This is a genomic window from Arthrobacter sp. AIWTK1 (assembly GCF_056680535.1).
In genome coordinates, this window is record NZ_CM155287.1 from 2,371,594 (window position 1) to 2,393,812 (window position 22,219).

The 22,219-nt window shown below is 64.6% G+C and carries 20 protein-coding genes; 18 read left to right on the forward strand and 2 right to left on the reverse strand.

Translation table 11 applies throughout. The annotated features are described in order from the left end of the window. Positions 1–5: 5 nt before the first annotated feature. Positions 6–941 (reverse strand): aldo/keto reductase, encoded by a 936-nt coding sequence (locus AC1MDG_RS10825; RefSeq protein WP_479803888.1) that lies wholly within the window; start codon positions 939–941, stop codon positions 6–8. Between the two features lie 52 nt (positions 942–993). Between AC1MDG_RS10825 and AC1MDG_RS10830 the strand changes: the two genes are divergently transcribed. Together AC1MDG_RS10830 and mshC are read left to right on the forward strand one after the other, a co-directional pair. Further along, positions 994–1,827, forward strand: coding sequence for an undecaprenyl-diphosphate phosphatase (locus tag AC1MDG_RS10830; RefSeq protein WP_479803890.1), 834 nt, complete (start codon positions 994–996; stop codon positions 1,825–1,827). A 15-nt stretch (positions 1,828–1,842) separates the two neighbouring features. Further along, on the forward strand, positions 1,843–3,123 hold the full coding sequence (mshC, locus tag AC1MDG_RS10835; RefSeq protein ID WP_479803891.1) for a cysteine--1-D-myo-inosityl 2-amino-2-deoxy-alpha-D-glucopyranoside ligase: 1,281 nt from the start codon (positions 1,843–1,845) through the stop codon (positions 3,121–3,123). Positions 3,124–3,192: 69 nt separating this feature from the next. On the opposite strand, the gene AC1MDG_RS10840 is transcribed toward mshC, so the two are convergent. Continuing rightward, positions 3,193–4,098 (reverse strand): PAC2 family protein, encoded by a 906-nt coding sequence (locus AC1MDG_RS10840; protein WP_028269220.1) that lies wholly within the window; start codon positions 4,096–4,098, stop codon positions 3,193–3,195. 163 nt (positions 4,099–4,261) lie between these two features. Here AC1MDG_RS10840 and AC1MDG_RS10845 point away from each other — a divergent pair, with 163 nt between their 5' ends. The 16 genes from AC1MDG_RS10845 to AC1MDG_RS10920 all read left to right on the forward strand — a co-directional run bounded on the left by AC1MDG_RS10845 (position 4,262) and on the right by AC1MDG_RS10920 (position 22,211). Next, positions 4,262–5,011 (forward strand): HAD family hydrolase, encoded by a 750-nt coding sequence (locus tag AC1MDG_RS10845; RefSeq protein ID WP_479803892.1) that lies wholly within the window; start codon positions 4,262–4,264, stop codon positions 5,009–5,011. Then, positions 5,004–6,191, forward strand: coding sequence for a site-2 protease family protein (locus AC1MDG_RS10850; protein ID WP_479803893.1), 1,188 nt, complete (start codon positions 5,004–5,006; stop codon positions 6,189–6,191). The genes AC1MDG_RS10845 and AC1MDG_RS10850 overlap by 8 nt, the downstream gene beginning before the upstream one ends. A gap of 101 nt (positions 6,192–6,292) precedes the next feature. After that, the gene (locus AC1MDG_RS10855) at positions 6,293–7,360 is read left to right on the forward strand and encodes a tRNA (adenine-N1)-methyltransferase (RefSeq protein ID WP_479803894.1); all 1,068 of its coding nucleotides are present in this window, start codon (positions 6,293–6,295) and stop codon (positions 7,358–7,360) included. 82 nt (positions 7,361–7,442) lie between these two features. Then, complete coding sequence (gene arc, locus AC1MDG_RS10860) at positions 7,443–9,224, forward strand: proteasome ATPase (RefSeq protein ID WP_043482196.1); 1,782 nt, start codon at positions 7,443–7,445, stop codon at positions 9,222–9,224. Between the two features lie 50 nt (positions 9,225–9,274). Next, positions 9,275–10,894 carry a depupylase/deamidase Dop gene (dop, locus tag AC1MDG_RS10865; RefSeq protein ID WP_043481625.1) on the forward strand — a complete coding sequence of 540 codons (1,620 nt, stop codon included), beginning with the start codon at positions 9,275–9,277 and terminating at the stop codon, positions 10,892–10,894. 83 nt (positions 10,895–10,977) lie between these two features. Further along, the gene (locus tag AC1MDG_RS10870) at positions 10,978–11,181 is read left to right on the forward strand and encodes a ubiquitin-like protein Pup (protein WP_043481627.1); all 204 of its coding nucleotides are present in this window, start codon (positions 10,978–10,980) and stop codon (positions 11,179–11,181) included. An 86-nt stretch (positions 11,182–11,267) separates the two neighbouring features. Continuing rightward, positions 11,268–12,089 carry a proteasome subunit beta gene (gene prcB / locus AC1MDG_RS10875; RefSeq protein WP_479803895.1) on the forward strand — a complete coding sequence of 274 codons (822 nt, stop codon included), beginning with the start codon at positions 11,268–11,270 and terminating at the stop codon, positions 12,087–12,089. A gap of 1 nt (position 12,090) precedes the next feature. Then, positions 12,091–12,798 (forward strand): proteasome subunit alpha, encoded by a 708-nt coding sequence (gene prcA, locus AC1MDG_RS10880; RefSeq protein WP_043481630.1) that lies wholly within the window; start codon positions 12,091–12,093, stop codon positions 12,796–12,798. A gap of 1 nt (position 12,799) precedes the next feature. Then, positions 12,800–14,164 carry a Pup--protein ligase gene (gene pafA / locus AC1MDG_RS10885; protein ID WP_043481632.1) on the forward strand — a complete coding sequence of 455 codons (1,365 nt, stop codon included), beginning with the start codon at positions 12,800–12,802 and terminating at the stop codon, positions 14,162–14,164. Between the two features lie 112 nt (positions 14,165–14,276). After that, positions 14,277–15,206 carry an FKBP-type peptidyl-prolyl cis-trans isomerase gene (locus tag AC1MDG_RS10890; protein WP_479803896.1) on the forward strand — a complete coding sequence of 310 codons (930 nt, stop codon included), beginning with the start codon at positions 14,277–14,279 and terminating at the stop codon, positions 15,204–15,206. Between the two features lie 27 nt (positions 15,207–15,233). After that, on the forward strand, positions 15,234–15,629 hold the full coding sequence (locus AC1MDG_RS10895; RefSeq protein ID WP_028269209.1) for an FKBP-type peptidyl-prolyl cis-trans isomerase: 396 nt from the start codon (positions 15,234–15,236) through the stop codon (positions 15,627–15,629). A gap of 123 nt (positions 15,630–15,752) precedes the next feature. Beyond that, entirely contained in the window at positions 15,753–17,744 is a 1,992-nt protein-coding gene (locus AC1MDG_RS10900; RefSeq protein WP_479803897.1) for a helix-turn-helix transcriptional regulator, read from the forward strand. Positions 17,745–17,754: 10 nt separating this feature from the next. After that, entirely contained in the window at positions 17,755–18,120 is a 366-nt protein-coding gene (locus AC1MDG_RS10905; protein WP_479803898.1) for a hypothetical protein, read from the forward strand. 32 nt (positions 18,121–18,152) lie between these two features. After that, a complete protein-coding gene (tatA, locus tag AC1MDG_RS10910) occupies positions 18,153–18,449 on the forward strand; it encodes a Sec-independent protein translocase subunit TatA (RefSeq protein WP_479803899.1) in 297 nt (98 codons plus the stop codon). Between the two features lie 48 nt (positions 18,450–18,497). Further along, the gene (gene tatC, locus AC1MDG_RS10915) at positions 18,498–19,292 is read left to right on the forward strand and encodes a twin-arginine translocase subunit TatC (protein WP_043481644.1); all 795 of its coding nucleotides are present in this window, start codon (positions 18,498–18,500) and stop codon (positions 19,290–19,292) included. A 24-nt stretch (positions 19,293–19,316) separates the two neighbouring features. Beyond that, positions 19,317–22,211: a DEAD/DEAH box helicase gene (locus tag AC1MDG_RS10920; RefSeq protein WP_479803900.1), complete on the forward strand. Its 2,895-nt coding sequence runs from the start codon at positions 19,317–19,319 to the stop codon at positions 22,209–22,211. The last annotated feature ends 8 nt before the right edge of the window (positions 22,212–22,219 follow it).

Below are 22,219 nucleotides of genomic sequence, written 5' to 3' on the forward strand. Positions count from 1 at the left end.
CAGCCTTAGTCCACCGCAGAAACATCTTCCAGCGCCCGCGCGATTTCGGCAGGCACGTGAGTCAGTTGCGAGTCCAGAATTTCCTTAAGCTGCACGGGAGACCTGGCACCCACCACCGCTGTGGCCACGCCATGCTGTGACAGCAGCCAACTCAGGGCAACGTCGATGGACGACCGGCCCAGGCCCCTCGCGGCCATCGAGACCGCCTCAACGATCCTCGAGGCACGCTCCTCCAGGTAGGGCTCCACGTAGCTGGCAAGCCTCGTCTGTGCCGCCCGGGAATCCGCCGGAATGTGCCCGCGGTATTTCCCTGTCAGGACGCCGCGGCCCAGGGGCGCCCATGCAAACAATCCCAGGCCGGCGTCCTCGACGGCGGGGATGAGTTCTGCTTCGGGTTTCCGCTGCAGCAACGAGTACTCCGTCTGGCTCGCCACCAGCGGGAAGCCGGCCACGGCCGCGGCCTTGGCGGTCTGCCACCCGGTGAAATTCGAAACTCCCACATAGCGGGCGCGGCCCGTGCGCACCGCGAACTCGAGGGCTGACAACGTCTCTTCCAAGGGGACATTGGCATCCCACGCCTGGGCAAACCAGACGTCAACATAGTCGGTGCCGAGCCGGGCCAGGCTGGCCTCCAGGCCGGACAGCATGCCGTTACGTGAGGTGTCGACGCTGCGCCGGCCGTCCGACGTCGAAATGCCCGCCTTGGTGGAAATCACCACTTCCGAGCGGGAGACGACGTCACCCAGCATGGACCCCAGGAGGGCTTCCGCCTGGCCGTCGGCGTAGGAGGAGGCGGTGTCGATCAGGGTTCCGCCGGCGTCAACGAACGACCGCAGCAGTTCGGAGGCGTCCTGCTCATCCGTCTCCCGCGCCCACGACATTGTTCCAAGGGAGAGTGAGGACACGCGCAACCCACTGTTGCCGACATAACGCTGCTGCATAGCAGTTAGCTTACGGGGATTCACCATGCTTCATGACGTAGGGTCTATAAACGTGAACTGGTTTGAAGCGGCCCTGCTGGGTCTTGTCCAAGGGCTGACCGAATTCCTCCCGATTTCCTCAAGCGCCCACCTGCGCATCGTCGGATCGTTCCTGCCGGAAGCGGCGGACCCCGGGGCGGCCTTTACCGCCATCACCCAGCTCGGAACAGAGACCGCGGTGATCATCTACTTCTGGCGGGATATCGTCCGGATCGTCAAGGCCTGGTTCGGTTCCTTAATGCGGCGCGTGCCGTCGGATGACCCGGATGCCCGCATGGGCTGGCTGGTGATCCTGGGCAGCCTCCCCATCATCGTCCTGGGCCTGATCTTCCAGGACCAGATCGAGTCCGTCCTCCGCAGCCTCTGGATCGTGGCCACCATGCTGATCGTTTTCGGCCTGATCCTCGCCGTGGCAGACGCGGTGGGCCGCCAGGAGCGCGACCTGACGAAGCTGACGTATAAGCACGGCATCCTCTACGGGTTCGCGCAGGCCTTGGCACTCATCCCCGGTGTGTCACGGTCCGGTGGAACCATTACCGCCGGACTGCTGATGGGGTACACCCGCGAGGCCGCAGCCCGGTATTCGTTCCTCCTCGCTATTCCGGCCGTATTCGGCAGCGGGCTGTACCAGCTGTACAAAGTGGTGTCCAAGGACGGCATCACGGGCCCCTACGGCCTGCCGGAAACGGCTTTGGCCACCGTGATCGCCCTCGTTGTTGGCTACGTCATCATCGGCTGGTTCCTGAAGTTCGTCTCCACCCGGAGCTACCGGCTCTTCGTCTGGTACCGGATTTTCCTTGGCCTGGCGCTGTACTTGCTGCTCGGTTTCAATGTCATCAGCGCCTAGCACTAGGCTTGGCCTGTGAAATCCTGGATCTCCCGCCCTGTCCCTCAGCTCCCGGGCCGCATGCCCGCCGTTCGGATTTTCGACACCGCCGAGGGCGCCTACAGCACCCTTGAAGCCACGGGTGAGCAATCACTGTACGTCTGCGGCATCACCCCCTACGATGCAACCCACATGGGGCACGCGGCCAGCTACGTCGCCTTCGACCTGCTGAACCGTGCTTGGCGTGACGGCGGCCAGCGCGTCGCCTACGTCCAGAACGTGACCGACGTCGACGATCCGCTCCTCGAGCGGGCCACGGCAACGGGCGTTGACTGGCGTGAGCTCGCCGCCAGCCAGATTGAGCTGTTCCAGACCGACATGGCCGCCCTCAACGTCCTGGCACCGGATCATTACGTCGGGGCGGTTGAATCCATTCCGGAAATCGTTCCCGCCATTGAACGCCTCCTGCACCTCGGCCTGGCCTACCGCGTCCCCGGCTCTGGCGGGGAGCCCGACGGCGACGTTTATTACGACGTCGAGGCCGCCAGCAAGCACTCCGCGGAGGCCCGTGACGCCTGGACCCTCGGATCGGTGTCCGGCCTCTCCGAGACTGAGATGCTGGAGCTCTTTGCCGAACGCGGGGGCGATCCCGGCCGCCAGGGTAAGCGGCAGGCCCTGGATCCGCTGCTGTGGCGCGTGGCCCGCGAGGGTGAACCCCGCTGGCCCGGCGGGGAACTGGGGGAGGGCAGGCCCGGCTGGCACATTGAGTGCACGGTCATTGCGCAGAAGTACCTGCCGGCACCGTTCACCGTCCAGGGCGGAGGATCAGACCTCATCTTCCCGCACCACGAGATGGGCGCAGGCCATGCCTATTCCTTGGCCGGTGTCCCCCTGGCACGGCACTTTGCCCACGCCGGAATGGTGGGCCTCGACGGCGAAAAGATGAGCAAGTCCAAGGGGAACCTGGTGCTCGTGTCCAAGCTCCGGGCCGCCGGTGAAGAACCTGCCGCCATCCGCCTGGCAATCCTGGCCCACCATTACCGCACGGACTGGTCCTGGACGGAAGCGGGCTTCGCCGAAGCGAAGACCAGGCTTGGCGAGTGGCGCGACGCCCTCAGCGTGGCACCGGAAGGGTCCGCTGCCACCCTCATTGCCGAGATGCGGACCGAACTGGCGGATGACCTAAACGCTCCCGGCGCCCTCGCGGCCGTAGACCGCTGGGCAGCCGATGCGCGGAAACACGCAGGTGCCGGCTCGCCGATGGACCACGCGCTGGCCAGCGACGCCGTCAACGCCCTGCTCGGCGTCGAACTCTGATTCCTCTGCGACGGAAGGCGGTTCCCGGCAAACTTTGCCGGGAACCGCCTTCCGTTTAACGGCTGCGCCCTACTGCTTGTCCTTGCCGCGGCGTTTGAGGTACCGCTCGAATTCACGGGCAATGGACTCGCCGCTCGCCTCCGGAAGGTCAGCGGTGTCCTTGGCTTCCTCCAGCTGCCGCACGTAGGCCGCAATCTCCGGGTCCTCGGTGGCGAGCTCATCCACCCCGCGCTCCCAGGCGTCGGCTTCTTCCGCCAGTTCGTGCGTGTCGAGCGGCACCTGCAGCAGCTCCTCGATTCTGTGGAGAAGGGCCAGCTGGGCCTTGGGCGAGGGGGCCTGGGCAACGTAATGCGGGACGGCCGCCCAGAGGGACACGGTGGGCAGTCCGGCCAGCAGGGCCACTTCCGACAGCACACCGACGATTCCAACCGGCCCCTCGTACTGCGATGCCTCCAGGTTCATGCGTTCCCGGAGGGCGCTGTCGTCCGTGGAGGTGCTGACCGGAATCGGACGGCTGTGAGGTACGTCAGCGAGCAGCGCGCCCACCAGGATGACGTAATCCACGTGCAGGGCCTCGGCATGGACCAGCAGTTCAGCAGTGTAGGCCCGCCATTTATAGGACGGCTCCGTGCCCTGGACAAAGATCACATCGACATTCGCGTCCGGCGCACTGGCTTTGTAAATCCGCGTGGATGGCCATTTGATCTTGCGTTCCCCGGATGAGGTCCGCCGGATCGTGGGCCGTGTGAACTGGAAGTCGTAGTACTCGTCGGCATCAATCGATGCCACTTTCTTGCCGCCCCACAGTTTGTTCAGGTAACGCAGGGCATCGCTCGCTGCTTCGCCGGCATCATTCCAGCCTTCAAAGGCGGCGAGCATCACCGTGATGCGCTGGCCTTCCGGCACGGGCTGCAGCAGCCGCTCCGGCTCGGGCGTGGCACCCGGTTCGCTGGTGTCTCCGTCGAAGCTATTCATTTCTTCACCCTACGTCCAAGACCCTGCCGGGTGCATGGAATGAAGCGCCACAAATCTTCGGTGCCCGCAGCAGCGCCGCGGCAACACAGCAGCATCCTGCAGGATATTCGCCGAGGGCGTAGTGCAGGCACCCTCCCGATTGCCGCACCGTAGACTTGGAGCTATGCGATCCTCAGCCTCCGAGCCACTTCTCAAAGCCGCTTTATGGGACATGGATGGCACCATCGTCGACACTGAACCGTACTGGATCGAAGCTGAGCATGCCCTCGTTGCCGCCCACGGCGGGCAGTGGTCCCACGCGCAGGCCATGCAGCTGGTGGGACAGTCACTGGTCTTTTCAGCCGGAATTCTCCAGGAGGCCGGAGTCAGGCTCGAAGCGCGGGAAATCATCGACTCATTGACGGCCCAGGTGGTCAGCAAAGTCCGCAAGTCGGTTCCCTGGCGGCCGGGTGCGCGTGAACTGCTGGACCAGCTCCACGAGGCAGGCATCCGTTGCGCCTTGGTGACGATGTCCGAAGGGCCGCTTGCGCGCGAAGTCGTCGCGGCGCTGCCGAAGCCCTATTTCGAGTTCCTGGTTACCGGTGACACCGTCGCCAACGGCAAGCCCCACCCGGAGGCCTACCTTAAAGCGGTCGAACTGCTGCAGCGAGGGGACCCCGCACTGACCATCCACGACTGCGTTGCGCTCGAAGATTCGGCGCCGGGTGTGGCTGCCGCCATGGCCTCGGGGGTGGCGACCGTGGCGATCCCGCACATCGTTCCCCTTCCGGCCGATCCGGCCCGGGCCACGTGGCATTCCCTCGAAGGGCGCACCGTGGCCGACCTGGAGCAGCTGGTGGCCCGGCGCGGTGAGTTCCCGGCAGGGGACATCGGCCTGGAGGACGCAGCAGTCCGGAGCCACGGCCTTGACTGATCCGGCAGGCGGCGGCGACCCGAAGGTCGCGAACGGCCGCAGGGAAGGCATATCACTTGGCCGCATCGCCGGGATCCGCGTAGTCCTGGCGTATTCATGGTTCATCATTGCGGCGTTCACGGTGATTGTGTACGGACCGGTGCTTGAGGGCCAGTACCCGGACATGGGCATCGCGGCCTACTACGTGGCCTTCGCCTATGCCTTGCTCCTGCTCATCTCAGTCCTCGTCCACGAGCTCGCGCACGCACTGACGGCCAAGATCTTCCATTGGCCCACCGAGAAGATCGTGCTGAACCTCTGGGGCGGGCACACCCAGTTCGAGGGCTTCACCGCCACGCCCGGCCGCTCTGTGCTGGTGGCGATGGCCGGCCCTGCTGCGAACATCGTCCTGGCCGGTGCCGGCTGGCTGTTTATCGTCGCAACGGATCCCTCCGGCGTGGCGGGGATCCTGTCCAACATCTTTGTCTGGGCGAACCTGCTGATCGGCATCTTCAACGTCCTCCCCGGGCTTCCGCTCGACGGCGGGCGCCTCGTTGAGTCCGCGGTCTGGAAGGCCACCGGCAGCCAGGAAAAGGGGACCGTGGCTGCGGGCTGGGCGGGCCGGATCATCGTTATTGCCCTAGCTGCCTGGTTCGTCCTGCTTCCGTTGCTGCGCGGCGACCGCCCCGACGTGTCGCTCATGCTCATCACGGTGCTGGTGGGAAGCTTCCTCTGGATGGGGGCCTCGGCCTCCATCCAGCACGGGCGGCTCCGGAGCCGGCTGCACCTCGTCAATGCGGCGGCCCTCGCTGAACCGGCCGTCGGAATACCGGAATCCTCCACGGTGGCCGATGTCCTCCGGCTTGCCCCGCAGGGCACTCCGGCCATTGTCCTGTGCGGACCGGACGGACGGCCGGCGGGAATCGTTTCCGACGTCGCCGCCGCCTCCGTTCCGGCCGGCGCAGCAGCTGTAACGCCAGCCACAGCCGTATCGCACGCCCTCAGCCCCGGCGCCTACGTGCCCGAGTGGTCCCAGGGCCAGGAACTGGTGCAGTACCTTGCCCAGCTTGACGGCCACGAGTATGCAGTGGTCGATCACCACGGAAAAGTGACCGGACTGCTCCGCCAGCAGGCCGTGGTGAGCGCCATTACAGGCAAAGAAGCGCGCCGCAGCGGGCGCGCAAAGGCGCAGAACCGGTAGAGTTACCTGCCGGTCGTGAAATACCGCCGCCCGGGGCCGGCGTCTGGTGCCCGGCCGTCTTGATGCACGGCCCACAGGTTTACAAAAGCGAGGAATATTCCATGAGCAGCGAAACTGCCGCCAACAACATCACGTCGGGTGACACCGCAGAGACTGCCGGTACCACCGCAGTAGTTCCGGTGGGCGCCGCCCGGCGTCGGGGTCCGTTCCGCGAAGGCGAGCGTGTGCAGCTGACTGACGAGCGCGGCCGGATGAACACGATCACCTTGGAAGCAGGGGGAGCATTCCATACCCACCGCGGCTTCCTGAACCATGACGAAATCATCGGCAAGGTGGACGGCTCCGTCGTCACCAATAACGTCGGCCAGCAGTACCAGACCCTCCGTCCGCTGCTCTCGGACTTCGTTCTGTCCATGCCCCGCGGAGCTGCAGTGGTTTACCCGAAGGATGCCGGCCAGATCGTCACCATGGCGGACATCTTCCCGGGCGCCCGCGTGGTGGAGGCCGGCGTGGGTTCGGGTGCGTTGTCGATTTCGCTACTGCGTGCAGTCGGCGACAACGGCTACCTGCACTCTTTTGAGCGACGCGAGGAATTCGCGGATATTGCCCGCGGCAATGTGGAAACAATCTTTGGCGGCCCGCACCCCGCCTGGAAGATTTCCCTCGGCGATTTCCAGGAGGAAGTTGTCCGCAGCGAAGCTCCCGGGTCCGTGGACCGGGTGGTACTGGACATGCTGGCACCGTGGGAGTGCCTTGACGCCGTCGCCACCGTCCTGGCTCCCGGCGGCGTGTGGATCAACTACGTTGCCACCGTGACCCAGCTGTCCCGCACGGCGGAAGCGATCCGCGCCGACGGCCGCTTTACCGAACCCGACGCCTGGGAATCCATGGTCCGCGGATGGCACCTGGAAGGCCTGGCCGTGCGGCCGGACCACCGTATGGTTGCCCACACGGGCTTCCTGTTGGTCACCCGCAGGCTCGCAGACGGCGTTACCGGCATCTCGGTCAAGCGCCGGCCTTCCAAGACAGACTTCAACGAAGAGGATGTCAACGCCTGGACCCCGGGAGCCGTTGGCGAGCGGCTCGTCTCCGACAAGAAACTGCGCCGCGCGGCACGCGATGCGATCGCCGGAACCAACGTCAAGGACGACCCGGAGGTCACGAACTAGTCCGTATTTCGGATGTCTCCAGCAGTACCCGGCTTCTTGGGGCTAAGGTCTTAATAGAAGCGCAGGAAGGGGCTGATGCATGATGGAGACTCCGAACAACGACTCCTCACGGACACCGGACGAGGCCGCAGGGGCAGTGGAACCTGAGAATGCCCGCTATGTGGCCAACGAACTCTCAGTTGCGGACCGTCAGGTGAACATCCTTCGGGACAAACTGCGGCACATAGACCGCCAGCTTGCCGCCGCGACGCAGAACAACTCAAAACTGGTGGGCATGCTGGAAACCGCGAAGGCGGAGATCCTGCGTCTAAAGAACGCCCTGGACCAGGAAGGCCAGCCGCCCTACAGCTTTGGGACCATTCTGCAGCTGAATCCCAAACGGCAGCCCACAGCCGGAAACAGCGGGCAGGCGGCCACGGAAGAGTCAGTGGACATCTTCAACGCCGGCCGCAAAATGCGCGTGGGGGTGAGCCCGCTGGTGAACATGAACCAGCTTGCCGTCGGGCAGGAAGTCCTCCTCAACGAAGCACTGCTGGTGGTGGCAGGACTCGGTTACGAACGCGCCGGGGAACTGGTCACACTCAAAGAAATGCTGGGCACCGACCGGGCCCTCGTTGTGGGACGCGCTGACGAGGAACGCGTCATCCGCCTTTCCGGAGCGCTGATGTCGGAGAAGCTCCGTGTCGGCGACGCCCTCTCCATCGACTCCCGGACGGGGTATGCCCTCGAGAAGGTTCCGCGCTCGGAAGTGGAGAACCTTGTGCTCGAGGAGGTTCCGGACATCACGTACGAGGACATCGGCGGCCTGGGCCCGCAGATTGAACAGATCCGGGATGCCGTTGAGCTCCCGTTCCTGCACCCGGACCTCTACCGTGAACACGGCCTGAAAGCTCCCAAGGGCATACTCCTCTACGGCCCGCCGGGATGCGGCAAGACGCTGATCGCGAAGGCGGTGGCCAACTCCCTCGCCGCCAGGGCCGCCGAGCGCACCGGGAACGTGGACCTGAAGAGCTACTTCCTGAACATCAAGGGCCCGGAGCTCCTGGACAAGTACGTCGGCGAGACCGAGCGGCACATCCGCCTGATCTTCTCGCGGGCACGGGAGAAGGCCTCAGACGGCAGCCCCGTCGTCGTGTTCTTCGACGAGATGGATTCGCTGTTCCGCACCCGCGGCACCGGCATCTCCTCGGACGTCGAAACGACCATCGTGCCCCAGCTCCTGAGCGAAATCGACGGCGTTGAACGCCTGGACAATGTCATTGTCATCGGTGCATCGAACCGTGAGGACATGATCGACCCGGCCATCCTGCGTCCGGGCCGGCTGGACGTCAAGGTCAAGATCCAGCGGCCGGATGCGGAAGCCGCCGCCGATATCTTCTACAAGTACATCACCACGGACCTTCCGTTCCACGAGTCCGACCTCGCGGAACATGGCGGTGACGTCCAGGCGACCGTCGACGCCATGATCCAGCGCACCGTTGAAGCGATGTACTCCACCGAGAAATCCAACGAGTACCTCGAGGTCACCTACGCCAACGGCGACACAGAGATGCTGTACTTCAAGGACTTCAACTCCGGGGCCGTGGTGCAGAACGTGGTGGACCGCGCCAAGAAGTACGCCATCAAGGACCTGCTGACCTCGCAGCAAAAGGGCATTCGCATCGACCACCTGCTGCGCGCCGTCGTCGATGAATTCCGCGAGCACGAGGATATGCCCAACACCACCAACCCGGATGACTGGGCGCGCATCTCTGGCAAGAAGGGTGAACGCATCACCTACATCCGCACTATCGTCCAGGGCAAGGCAGGACAGGAGCCCGGCAAATCCATCGAGACAATGCCCAGTACGGGCCAGTACCTGTGACGCCCCGCGGCGCAGGGGTGCCCGGGGGTCCGCTGCCGGCAGGCGGGGCGATGCGGGTGATGGGTTCGGAAACCGAGTACGGCATCCACGCGCCGTCAGCGCCGGGCGCCAACGCCACGATGATGTCCGCCCGGGTGATTCAGGCCTATGCCCAGCTGACGCGCCAGCGCGCCGCCGGGGGCGCGGAGACACGGTGGGACTACACAGACGAGGAACCGTTGCATGATGCGCGCGGGTGGACCCTGGAACGCAACCAGGCCGACCCCAGCCAGCTGACGGACCAGCCTCCGGTCCTGGATGCCGAAGCTGTGGCGTTGGCCTACGGACGTGAGGAACTGGAGCAGGACGGCGAGGACGAAACGGGCTCGCTCCTCATGAACATGGTGTTAGGCAACGGCGCGCGCCTGTACGTGGACCACGCGCATCCGGAGTACTCCAGCCCGGAGGTCACGAACCCGCGGGATGCCGTCGCCTGGGACGCCGCGGGAGATGTGGTGGCACTTTCCGCAGTTCGCCGCATGGCCGCCGATCCCCAGCTTCCGCCGGTAAACCTGTACAAGAACAACACGGACAACAAGTCGGTGTCCTACGGCTCGCACGAGAACTACCTCATGCCGCGCGTGGTGCCCTTCGGCGATATCGTCCGGGGCCTCACGCCGTTCTTCATCACGCGCCAGGTCATGTGCGGGGCCGGCCGCGTGGGCCTTGGACAGGACAGCTCCCGGGCGGGGTACCAGATCAGCCAACGGGCGGATTTCTTCGAGGCCGAAGTTGGCCTGGAAACGACCATCCGCCGGCCGATCATCAATACGCGGGACGAGCCGCACGCCACGGCGGACAAATACCGCCGGCTGCATGTGATCATCGGTGATGCGAACCTCAGCCAGGCCGCGAACTACCTCAAGTTTGGTACGACGGCCATGGTGCTCAGCCTGATCGAGGCGGGACTGGCTCCCCGCGTGGAGGTCCATGAGCCGGTGGCGGCCCTGCAGGCGGTCAGCCACGACACCTCGCTGACCGCCACCCTGCGGCTTTTGGACGGCCGCCGGGTCACGGCGCTGGACCTGCAGTGGATGTATCACGAGGCCGCCGCCAAGCTCGCCCAGGACACCGGGGTGGGCGATGCCGTGGACGGTGACGGACACACGCACGCCCTCCTGGAACGCTGGGCTGCGACGTTGACGGATCTCGACAGCGACCGCACGGCTGCTGCCTCGTCGGTGGAGTGGCTGGCCAAGCTTTCCCTGCTGGAAGGCTACCGGCAGCGGGACGGACTGGAATGGAACGACGCCCGCCTGGGGCTGGTGGACCTTCAGTGGGCCGACGTCCGGCCTGAAAAGGGGCTTTACTACCGGATGCTCGCCCGCGGTCGGATGGACCGGATCGTCGACGACGAAACGATCGCCCGTGCGGTAACGGCACCGCCGTCGGACACTCGTGCCTATTTCCGCGGCCGCTGCGTCAGCAGCTTCAGCAAGGACGTGGTGGGTGCCAGTTGGGACTCGGTGATCTTCGACGTGCCCGGCCACGGACGGCTCCAGCGTGTGCCCACCCGCGAGCCCCTGCGGGGTACGGAGGCCCTCACCGGAGGCCTCTTTGCGAGGCACAAGGACACCGGATCTTTCCTGGCCGAATTACTCGGACAAACTCCGCCTCCGCCACCGGCATAAAGCACCCCACCACGGCTTAAGGCGTGGCAATATGGGCTTACAGGATGTCCCCTCTCACCAGGGACGGATAGAAGGAGAAGGAAATGGCAGGCCAGGAGCAGCAACAGCCGCAGTCACGGGAAACCGAATTCGAAGACGACGCTCCCGCAACGCCGCCCGCGACCGGCGACGCCCAGGCATCGGCGGCCACCCAGGGCGTGGACGATCTCCTGGACGAAATCGACGGCGTCCTCGAATCGAATGCCGAAGAATTCGTCCGCGCCTTCGTTCAAAAGGGCGGCCAGTAGGGCTCCGGCTGCCATCGCCTGAACGGAGGGACGGCAGCCCGGACGCCCGCAGAGACGTTGATCCACCACGTTGAAGGAGTGCATCAGTGCAGGACACCACAGCCAACCAGGTAGCTGCCAACGCGACGTCATCATTCACTGAGCACCTCCAACGCAACAGGCCCGGCTTACTTCCCTACAATCAGCCGTTCCAGGCCGCATCCACCGGCTCGCAGCCGCTGCAGGTGCCGCACGCCACCACCATCGTCGCGCTGACCTACGGCGGGGGCGTCCTGATGGCAGGAGACCGCCGCGCCACGATGGGGAACGTCATTGCCAGCAGGCACATCGAAAAGGTGTTCCCTGCCGACAGCTATTCGGTGTTGGGAATTGCCGGCACCGCGGGCATCGCCATCGACCTCACCCGGCTGTTCCAAGTTGAACTGGAGCACTACGAGAAGATCGAGGGCACCCTGCTGAGTCTCGAGGGCAAAGCCAACCGGCTTGGTGCCATGATCCGCGGAAACCTGCCCATGGCCATGCAGGGCCTGGCCGTGGTGCCACTGTTTGCCGGATTCGACCTGCCTGCGGGCATCGGCCGCCTGTTTTCTTACGATGTCACCGGCGGACGGTACGAAGAGAAGGAACACCACGCCGTGGGCTCCGGGTCGGTGTTTGCGCGGGGGGCACTCAAGAAGCTCTGGCGGCCGGGGCTCACGGCCGACGAGGCGGTGGCCGTGGCCGTCGAATCCCTGTATGACGCGGCGGACGACGACTCGGCAACAGGCGGGCCGGACCCAGTCCGGCAGTTGTGGCCGGTCGTCTACACCGTGGAACGCAGCGGTGCAAGGCGTGTACCGGACCACAACCTCGCCGCCGTAGCCGGGGCCATCATCGAGGCCCGGACAACAGCACGGCGGGAGGCCTGATATGACTCAACAGTTTTATGTGTCACCCGAACAGCTGATGAAGGACCGTGCGGATTTCGCACGGAAGGGCATCGCCCGTGGCCGTTCAGTAGTGGTTATCAGCTGCGAGGAGGGGATTGCCCTCGTCGCGGAGAATCCGTCCCCGTCGCTGCACAAGATCGGTGAAATCTACGACAAAATCGCTTTCGCCGCCGTCGGAAAATACAACGAGTTTGAAAGCCTTCGCCAGGCCGGTGTCAGGTACGCGGACGTCCGCGGCTACTCCTACGACCGGGAGGATGTCACAGCAAGGGGACTGGCCAGCGTTTACGCGCAGAGCCTGGGGGCAGTGTTCACGGCCGAGCAGAAACCCTTCGAAGTCGAACTCGCTGTCGCGGAGGTCGGGGGGAGTCCTGCCGACGACCACCTGTACAGGCTGACGTTCGATGGTTCGATTGCCGACGAAAAACGATTCATCGTGATGGGCGGCCAGGCCGACAAAGTCGCCGAGACGGTGGAAGGCGGCTGGCAGCAGGAACTGAACTTCGCCGGTGCAATCAGGCTCGCAATGAAGGGCCTCGTCACCGACAAGGAAGCCGGCGAATTGCCGGCGTCAGCCCTGGAAGTTGCAGTACTGGACCGCGCTTCGGAGAGCACCCGGGGATCCCGGCGGGCCTTCCGGCGCCTCGGCGACGACGAAATCGCCGCCCTGCTGTCTGAGGAGAACTGAAATGGACAAGCGCATTTTCGGCATTGAAACCGAGTTCGGCATCTCATACTCGAGCCCGGACTCGCGTCCGCTGGCACCGGAGGAAGTGGCACGCTACCTCTTCCGCAAGGTGGTCAGCTGGGGCCGCTCCTCGAATGTCTTCCTGACGAACGGGTCCCGGCTATACCTGGACGTCGGTTCCCACCCCGAGTACGCCACCGCCGAATGCGACGACCTGGGACAGCTGATCGCCCATGACCGCGCGGGCGAACTGATCCTGGACGACCTCGTGGACGAGGCCCAGGAAAGGCTCGCGGCGGAGGGATTCAACGGCACGGTTTACCTGTTCAAGAACAACACCGACTCCGCGGGCAATTCGTACGGCAGCCACGAAAATTACCTCATTCCCCGGCGTGGTGAATTCTCCAGGCTGGCGGAGATCCTGATCCCGTTCCTGGTGACACGCCAGCTCATCGCCGGTGCCGGCAAGATCCTGAAGACCCCGCACGGCGCCACCTTCGCCTTTTCCCAGCGCGCGGACCACATCTGGGAAGGCGTTTCCTCCGCCACCACCAGGTCCCGTCCCATCATCAACACCCGGGACGAGCCCCACGCCGATGCGGAGTTCTACCGACGCCTCCACGTCATCGTGGGCGACTCCAACATGTCGGAAACCACGGCGCTCATGAAGGTCGGCACTGTGGACCTGATCCTGCGGATGATCGAGGCCGGCGTGATCATGCGGGACATGCGGATGGAGAATCCGATCCGCAGCATCCGTGAGATCTCCCACGACCTCAGCGGACGGGCGCTCATCCGGCTTGCCAACGGCCGCCAGCTCACGGCCCTCGAGATCCAGCGCGAGTACCTGAACAAAGTGACGTCGTTTGTCGCCGAGAACGGCGCCCACAACCAACATGTGCCCCTCATCCTGGACCTGTGGGAGCGGACGCTCACGGCCATAGAAAGCGGAGATACGAGCACGATCGACACGGAGATCGACTGGGCCATCAAGAAGAAACTGATGGACAGCTATCGGAACCGGCACGGGCTGGGACTGGATGCTCCGAGGATCGCCCAGCTCGACCTCACCTACCACGACATTTCGCGCACCCGCGGGCTTTACTACCTGCTGCAGTCCCGCGGGGCAGTCCGCCGGGTGGTGGATGACACGGCAGTCAAGGACGCTGTCGATGCGCCGCCGCAGACAACGCGGGCAAAGCTCCGCGGCGACTTTGTCCGCCGCGCCCAGGAACTCGGCCGCGACTACACGGTTGACTGGGTTCATCTGAAGCTCAATGACCGCGCCCACCAGACGATCCTGTGCAAGGATCCGTTCCGCAACGTGGATGAGCGCGTGGATGCCCTCCTGGACTCTATGGGCTGATACCCAGCTTCAGGGGCTATTCTGGATGGGGCCGTTTAACCGGCCACCGACTGCGTTGCCGCGCGCACCACTCGCGGCAACGCATCCATCTTGCCCCGACGAAAGTTCTTACGTGCGCCGACTACTAGCAATTCTCATTCCCGGACTGCTGCTGATTACCGCCTGCGGCGGAACGCCTGCAGCCCCGGAACCCACCAGCCAGTCTGCTGGCGAGACCGCCAAGCTCGACTCCCTGAAGCTTACGGACAACGGGGACAAGAAGGCACCCGGAGTCGAATTCGACAAGCCCCTGGATGTGAAGGAACCCACCGTCAAGGTGGTCACCGAAGGCGACGGGGAACGCCTGAAGGCCAACCAGATCGCCGATATCTCGATCCTCGCCCTTAGCGGCAAGGACGGCTCCACTCTCGAAGACACCTTCGCCAAGGACCCCGAGCCCCTCGAGTTGAACGATGCCCTCAAGACCGGAAACGCCGTGATTTACAACGCGTTTGTGGGCGCAAAGGTCGGCTCGCAGCTTGCCCTCGCCGTGCCGGGCCAGGCCGCCCAGGAAGGTGCCGAAGCCGGCCCCACGCAGTTGCTCGTGGTCAAGGTCCTCTCCGCGAAGGACGCCCCGAAGGTGCTCGACAAGCCGGAGGGTGAGACGGTCACGCCTCCCGCCGGGCTTCCCACGGTCAAAGAAAACGACAAGGGAATTCCGGAGATCTCCGTTGACGGCGTCAAGGCCCCCACGGCACTCGTCTCCCAGGACCTGATCAAGGGCACCGGTCCCGCCGTCAAGGAAACCGACACCCTGACAGTGAACTACGTCGGAGTCACCCTGAACGGCGGAAAGAAGTTCGATTCCAGCTTCGACCGCGGCGAAAAGGCCAGCTTCCCGTTGACCGGCGTCATCAAGGGCTGGACACAGGGCCTTGCAGGCAAGACCGTGGGCTCACGCGTCCTGCTGGTCATTCCGAAGGATCTTGCCTACGGTGATGCGGGACAGGGCGAGGCCAAGGGAGACCTTGTGTTCGTCGTCGATATCCTCGGCGTCAAGTAAGCCAACCCAACCAAAAAAGGAGCAAACATGTCATTTGGACAACGCAATTTCGACCGCCAGAAGCCGGAAATTGACTTCCCCGAAGGTGATGTACCCACCGAGCTGGTCATCACGGACCTCATCGAGGGCGACGGAGCCGAAGCCAAGCCGGGCGACACCGTCTCCACCCACTACGTCGGAGTCGCCTGGTCCACCGGCGAAGAATTTGACGCTTCCTGGGGCCGCGGTGCTCCGCTGGACTTCCGCGTTGGCGTCGGCCAGGTCATCCAGGGCTGGGACCAGGGCCTGCTGGGCATGAAGGTCGGCGGCCGCCGCCGCCTGGAGATCCCCTCCGAACTCGCTTACGGTTCCCGCGGGGCCGGCGGAGCGATCGGTCCCAACGAAGCACTGATCTTCGTTGTGGACCTCGTCGGAGTCCGCTAAGCGGATCCCTGCCCGGCGCCGGCCGGACAAGCTTGAGGAAGCGCGGTAACAATCGGAAGGAAATTTCCGTTTGTTGCCGTGCTTCCGGCGTTAAGCCGCGGCGGCTTTAGTAACGTAGCCAAGGTGTCCGCCCTACGTACAGAACGCCTCCTGAACCTGCTCATCGCGCTGCTCAACACCCGCTACGGCCTGCGACGCAGCGAGCTGCGCGAAAAGGTCTACCACGACACCACCAGCACCGAGGTGGCCTTCGGCCGCATGTTCGAGCGGGACAAAAGCGACCTCCGCCAGTTCGGCTTCGACGTCGAAGCGGTCATGGACCACGGCTGGAGTTCCGACGATCCTGCCACGACGCGCTACCGGATCGGCAAGGAGTCCAACCGGCTCCCTGACGTCAACCTCAGCTCCGCCGAATGCACCGTGCTCATCCTGGCGGCGCAGCTGTGGGAGCAGGCCGCCCTCGGTTCGGCAGCGCAGAACGCCATGCGCAAGCTGCAGGCGGCCGGCGGGCTCACTGAAGCAGCGCTGCCGGCAGGCGTCCAGCCCCGGATCAAGCCTGCCGGCCAAGCCTTCGAGGACCTCGTGACGGCAATGCACGCCCAGCATCCAGTGACCTTCAAGTACCTGGCGGGCAGCACCGGTCGTGAGGAACTCAGGACAGTAGAGCCATGGGGCCTGGGGAGCCGTTTCGGGCAGTGGTATCTGGTGGGCTTCGACCGGGGCCGTGGCGCCAAGCGCTTCTTCCGTCTGTCCCGCTTCACCTCCGCCGTGGCTGTGCAGGAAAAGGAACACCATTCTCCTCCGCAAGGCTTCAACGTCCGGAAGGAGCTGGACTCCCTTCCGGAGCTGCCGGTGCAGTCTGCCATCGTGGACGTGGCGCCGGCCAAGATGCTCGGCTTGCGGAAGCGCGCCACCGACGCCCCTGCCGCCGGCCCGCCCGTCAACATGCCCGACGCCGGCTGGGACCGGCTCAGCGTCCCCTTTCGGGACGCTGAGGTGCTCGGTGAAGAACTCGCGTCCTACGGGCCGAATGTCGTGGTGGTTGCCCCGGCAGAACTGGTAACCGCTGTCCGGAGGAGGCTGACGGCCGCTGCCGACTTCGCGGCGTCTCCGGCTCCGGCCATCGTCTTTCCGGATACCGTTCCCGCGAAGCGCCCGCGCAAGCGGACGTCCGAGGACCAGCTCAAGCGCATGCTTCAGCTCGTGCCGTTCCTGGTCCACAACCAGGGCCTGCATATCAGCGAGGTTGCGTCCAGTTTCGGAGTTACCCGTAAAGAGCTGGAGGACGATCTGCGGATCCTGATCTGCTCCGGCCTCCCCGAGGGATACCCGGATGATCTCCTGGACATCCAGTGGGAGGATGACCACGTCTTCATCACGCAGGACCTTGACCTCAATCGTCCGGTCCGCTTTACCGTGGACGAGGCCTGCGCCCTGCTGACTGGCCTGGAGACCCTCAACGGCCTGCCTGAGCTCGCCGAGGGTAGTGCGCTGGAGTCTGTCACGGTGAAACTGATGGCGGCAGCGGGGGAGGAGGGCCTGAAGGCGGCGTCCATCGCCGGCCCCGAAGTGGGTCCGGCGAATTCCGCGCATCTAGCGACCATCCGGCAGGCCATTGCGGACGGCCTGCAACTGCACCTCACGTACTTTTCCGCGCAGCGCGACTCCATGTCCGAACGGGACGTCGACCCCCTGCGGCTCTACTCGCTGGACAACACCTGGTACTTCGAGGCGTACTGCCACAGCGCACGCGGACTGCGCAATTTCCGGCTGGACCGCATCGAGGCCCTGGCGCCGAACGGCCGGAGGGTCACCGACGCGGCAAAACCCGCCGACGGTTTTCCGGTGAAGCTATTCACCCCGAACGACGACGACGCTTTGGTGATCGTCGAACTGGCGCCCCAGGGAATCGGACTCGCGGACGACTACTACGCCGAACGGACGGCGCCGCTCCCGGGCGGAGGGCTCATAGCGGAAATCAGGTTCGGCAACACCGCGTGGCTGCCCATGTTCGTTGCCCAGCACGGCGGCACCGTCCGCATTTTGGCACCGACGGGCCTGGCCGACGCAGCCCGGGGTTGGATCGACGCAGCCCTGGCCCATTACGGCGACTAGACTACTCAGCATGCCTTGGTGGTCTTGGATCCTGATCTGGATAGCGCTCGTAGCCGTTTCCCTGCTCTTCTATGTGCTCCTGGGCATCAGGCTGTTCAGGCAGTTCATGGCCACGGTCAAGGACCTGGGCGCCGCCGGTGAGCGGTTCGGGGCCCCTCTTGCCAGCCTCACTGACGCGGACCCGCAGGGGGAGCCGGCGCCGGGCGGGGAGCCACGTGCGCAGCCTGGTTCAGCAGTTTTTGCCTCGCCGATGCAGATGAGACATGATTACCTCACGTCCAAATCCTCCCGCAGGGAAGAGCGCCGCCAGCGGCGCGTTCAGCGCAAAGCGGACCGTGGCCAGCCCCAGGCGCTGCGCGACATCGAATTCGGTTAGACGTAGGATGTATTTCGAGGAAAGGACTTCCAGTGGGACGACTCTTTGATGGCCCTTGGCCCATCGTCATTATTATCATCGTGGCTCTGTTGCTGTTTGCCGCGCCCAAGCTTCCGGCCATGGCCCGCAGCCTCGGCCAGTCAATGCGCATCATCAAATCCGAGGTCAAGGAAATGAAGAACGACGGCAAGCCCGAGGCCAAGGAGGGCACGGATCCGGTCGAAGGCAAGATCGTCAACCACCCGCAGTCCCGGCCGCACAACGGTGACTCCAGCAGCGGCACCGGCAGCGCAGACGGCACCGACGTTCCGCCGTCGAACCGCGTTTGACCTGAAGTGGCACTGACGAAGGGCCGCAAATCCAACCCTGAGGGTCGGATGGCCCTGATGGATCACCTTAAGGAGCTCAAGAACCGGCTCATTAAGTCGGCCATTGGCCTGGTCATTGGCGGCATTGGCGGCTGGATCCTCTATGACCCGGTATTGAGCGCCCTCAAGGAACCGGTTGATCGGATTGCCGAGAACACCGGCGGCACTTCTTCGGTGAATTTCTCGAGCATTGCGTCGCCGTTCGACTTCAAGCTGCAGCTCTCGCTGCTGATCGGCGCCGTCATCTCCAGCCCCATCTGGATCTACCAGCTGTGGGCTTTCATCACGCCCGGCCTCACCAAGAAGGAACGGCACTATACGCTCGGCTACATGGCCGCCGCCGTGCCGCTGTTCCTCGCGGGTGTGTGGGTTGGCTGGATGGTGACCCCACAGGTAGTGCGGGCACTGACGCAGTTCACCCCTGCCGGGTTCTCCAACCTGATCGATGCCCGCGACTACGTCGATTTCGTCACCCGCATGGTTTTGTTCCTTGGCCTCGCTTTCCTGGTGCCCGTGGTCCTGGTGGGAATCAACATGGCCGGCATCATCAGGGGTGAAACCATCCTGAAGGCCTGGCGCATCACGGTGTTCCTCGTCTTTGTGCTTGCCGCTGTGGCTGCCCCGGGCGCGGATGCCCTGTCCATGTTCCTGCTGGCCGGACCGCTGCTTGCACTGTTTTTCGCCGCTATCGGACTCTGTATCTTCAATGACCGGCGCCGGGACCGGAAAGCCGCAAAAATCGCCGCCGAAACTGAAGCGACGGCCGACGTCGCAACGCCCGGCACCGAACTGGGGAAACTGTAGTCCCACGCCCACTAGGCTGGAAGTATGTCCTCCACAACCGGGCCACAGTCGCCGTCCGAACTCTATCGGGCCAGTGCCGAACGGACCGCAGAAACTAAAACGTACCTCGGCGCATTCGTGCGGTCGCTGAATTTCGAACTCGACGATTTCCAACGCCAGGCATGCCAGTCCCTGCAGCAGGGGAGGGGTGTACTGGTTGCGGCCCCTACCGGCGCCGGCAAGACCATTGTGGGGGAGTTCGCCATCTATCTGGCACTCCAGCGGGGACTAAAAGCCTTCTACACCACCCCGATCAAGGCGCTCAGCAACCAGAAGTACTCCGAGTTGGCAGATAAGTACGGCCCGCAAAACGTCGGACTCCTCACCGGGGATACCAGCATCAACGGCGACGCCCCGGTAGTCGTGATGACAACCGAGGTGCTGCGGAACATGCTCTACGCGGATTCGGACACCCTGGATGACCTCGGCTTCGTGGTCATGGACGAGGTCCACTACCTCGCGGACCGGTTCCGCGGCGCCGTGTGGGAGGAAGTCATCATCCATCTTCCCAGCGAGGTCCAAGTGGCATCGCTGAGCGCCACTGTCTCCAACGCCGAGGAATTCGGTGCGTGGCTGGACACTGTCCGCGGGCACACCGACGTCATCGTTTCCGAGCACCGGCCGGTCCCGCTGTGGCAGCACGTCATGGTGGGGCGCGAAATCGTGGATCTGTTTGCCGGGGAAACGACGTTTGACGAGATCGCCCCCGAAGGCGAAGCGGATCCCGCCGCGACGGCAATGACGGCGAACGCTGCCCTTGAACGGGGCTTCGAAGTGAACCCCGACCTGCTGGCGATGGCGCGCACCGAGAGCCAGATGAATTCACGGGCCCGCTTCGGCCATGGCGGACGAAGCCAGCGCCGCCAGCAAAGCCAGCGGGGAGATAGCCGCCACGGCCAGGGCGGCCAGCAGAGCCCTGTCAGAAAGGCCAGTCGCCCGCAGGTAATTGCCAGCCTGGACCGCCAGGACCTGCTGCCCTCCATCACCTTCATCTTTTCCCGTGCCGGCTGCGACGCCGCTGTGGCCCAGTGCGTCTCAGCCGGTCTGTGGCTGACCACTGAGCGTGAACAACAAGTGATCGCCCGCCGCGTTGACGAAGCCGCGCAGGACATTCCGTCGGACGATCTTGACGTACTTGGCTTCTGGAGCTGGCGGGACGGCCTCCTGCGCGGGCTGGCAGCCCACCACGCGGGGATGCTCCCCACCTTCAAGGAGGTCGTGGAGAAGCTGTTCGTCGAGGGCCTGGTGAAGGCGGTGTTCGCCACTGAAACCCTCGCGCTGGGCGTCAATATGCCGGCACGGTCCGTGGTGCTCGAAAAGCTGGACAAGTTCAACGGTGAAGCACACGTGGGGATCACCGCCGGCGAATACACCCAGCTGACGGGCCGCGCCGGCCGCCGCGGCATAGACGTGGAAGGCCACGCCGTGGTGCTGTGGCAGCCCGGGACCGACCCGACTGCGGTGGCAGGCCTGGCATCGCGCCGCACCTACCCGCTGAACTCCAGCTTCCGTCCCACGTACAACATGAGTATCAACCTCCTGGCGCAGTTCGGCAGGCCGCGCGCCCGGGAAATCCTGGAATCCTCCTTTGCCCAGTTCCAGGCGGACCGATCTGTGGTGGGCCTGGCCAAGCAGGTCCGGAGCAGGGAGGAATCCCTGGCCGGCTTCCAGAAGTCCATGACCTGCCATCTGGGCGACTTCACCGAATACTCCCGGCTGCGGCGGGAGCTGTCGGACGCGGAAAATGTCGCATCACGCAGCACCTCCAAGGCCCGCAAGTCCATCGCCGAGGACTCGTTGAGCAGGTTGCTGCCCGGCGATGTGGTGGATGTGCCAACGGGGAGGGCGCCCGGATTGGCTGTTGTGCTCGGCTCCGACCACAACTCCCGTGAACCGCGGCCTGCAGTGTTGACGATGGACAACCAGCTTCGGAGGATAGGCGTCCAGGACCTAGAGGGGCCCATCACGCCGGTCACCCGGGTCCGGATACCTAAGTCGTTCAACGCAAAGGTGCCCAAGTCGCGCAAGGACCTGGCGTCGTCGGTCCGCAACGCGATCAGGGAAAACCGTCCCCCCGCTCCGGGGAACGCCCGCAATACTGATTTCGGCAGGGCAGCGGCCCTGCCCGATCTCGAGAAGCGGATCAGCGATCTGCGGCTGACGTTGCGTTCCCATCCCTGCCACGGCTGCAGTGAACGCGAGGATCATGCACGGTGGTCGGAACGCTGGTTGAAGCTTCGCCGCGAAACGGACGGACTGATCCGCGAAATCCAGGGCCGGACCAACACCATCGCCAAGACCTTCGACCGGGTCTGCGACCTTCTTTCCAGCTACGGTTACCTCGAAACGTCCAACTCCGGAAAGGTGACCATCAACGCGGACGGCCAAAAGCTTCGCCGCATCTACGGCGAGAAAGACCTGCTTATTTCGCAGTCGCTGCGGCAAGGCGCATTCAGCGACCTCGATGCCACCGAAGTGGCTGCCCTCGCTAGCGTTCTGGTTTACCAGGCAAAACGGGAGGAACGCGGACTCCGGCCCAGGATGCCCAGCGTGTCGCTGGAGACGGCGGTAGACATCGTTGTCCGGGAATGGTCCGTGCTGGAAGACGCCGAGGAAGAGAACAAGCTTCCGTTGACCGGGGAGCCGGAACTGGGGCTCGTCTGGCCGATCTATAAGTGGGCCAAAGGCAGGCACCTCCAGGAAGTCCTCAACGGCACGGACCTTGCCGCGGGCGACTTTGTCCGGTGGGTCAAACAGGTCATCGACCTGCTCGATCAATTGGCGAAGATCCCCGGCCTGGATCCGAGGCTTTCACGGCTCTGCTCGGAGGCCATCATCCTGGTGCGACGCGGTGTGGTCGCCTACTCCACCGTGGTGTGACGCCGCAG

Bases quoted from the DNA above. Each gene is read 5' to 3' on its own strand.
- AC1MDG_RS10825 (WP_479803888.1), bottom strand. From the start codon at position 941: ATGCAGCAGCGTTATGTCGGCAACAGTGGGTTGCGCGTGTCCTCACTC.
- AC1MDG_RS10840 (WP_028269220.1), bottom strand. From the start codon at position 4,098: ATGAATAGCTTCGACGGAGACACCAGCGAACCGGGTGCCACGCCCGAG.
- AC1MDG_RS10845 (WP_479803892.1), top strand. From the start codon at position 4,262: ATGCGATCCTCAGCCTCCGAGCCACTTCTCAAAGCCGCTTTATGGGAC.
- AC1MDG_RS10855 (WP_479803894.1), top strand. From the start codon at position 6,293: ATGAGCAGCGAAACTGCCGCCAACAACATCACGTCGGGTGACACCGCA.
- arc (WP_043482196.1), top strand. From the start codon at position 7,443: ATGGAGACTCCGAACAACGACTCCTCACGGACACCGGACGAGGCCGCA.
- dop (WP_043481625.1), top strand. From the start codon at position 9,275: ATGCGGGTGATGGGTTCGGAAACCGAGTACGGCATCCACGCGCCGTCA.
- AC1MDG_RS10870 (WP_043481627.1), top strand. From the start codon at position 10,978: ATGGCAGGCCAGGAGCAGCAACAGCCGCAGTCACGGGAAACCGAATTC.
- prcA (WP_043481630.1), top strand. From the start codon at position 12,091: ATGACTCAACAGTTTTATGTGTCACCCGAACAGCTGATGAAGGACCGT.
- pafA (WP_043481632.1), top strand. From the start codon at position 12,800: ATGGACAAGCGCATTTTCGGCATTGAAACCGAGTTCGGCATCTCATAC.
- AC1MDG_RS10895 (WP_028269209.1), top strand. From the start codon at position 15,234: ATGTCATTTGGACAACGCAATTTCGACCGCCAGAAGCCGGAAATTGAC.
- AC1MDG_RS10905 (WP_479803898.1), top strand. From the start codon at position 17,755: ATGCCTTGGTGGTCTTGGATCCTGATCTGGATAGCGCTCGTAGCCGTT.
- tatC (WP_043481644.1), top strand. From the start codon at position 18,498: ATGGCCCTGATGGATCACCTTAAGGAGCTCAAGAACCGGCTCATTAAG.
- AC1MDG_RS10920 (WP_479803900.1), top strand. From the start codon at position 19,317: ATGTCCTCCACAACCGGGCCACAGTCGCCGTCCGAACTCTATCGGGCC.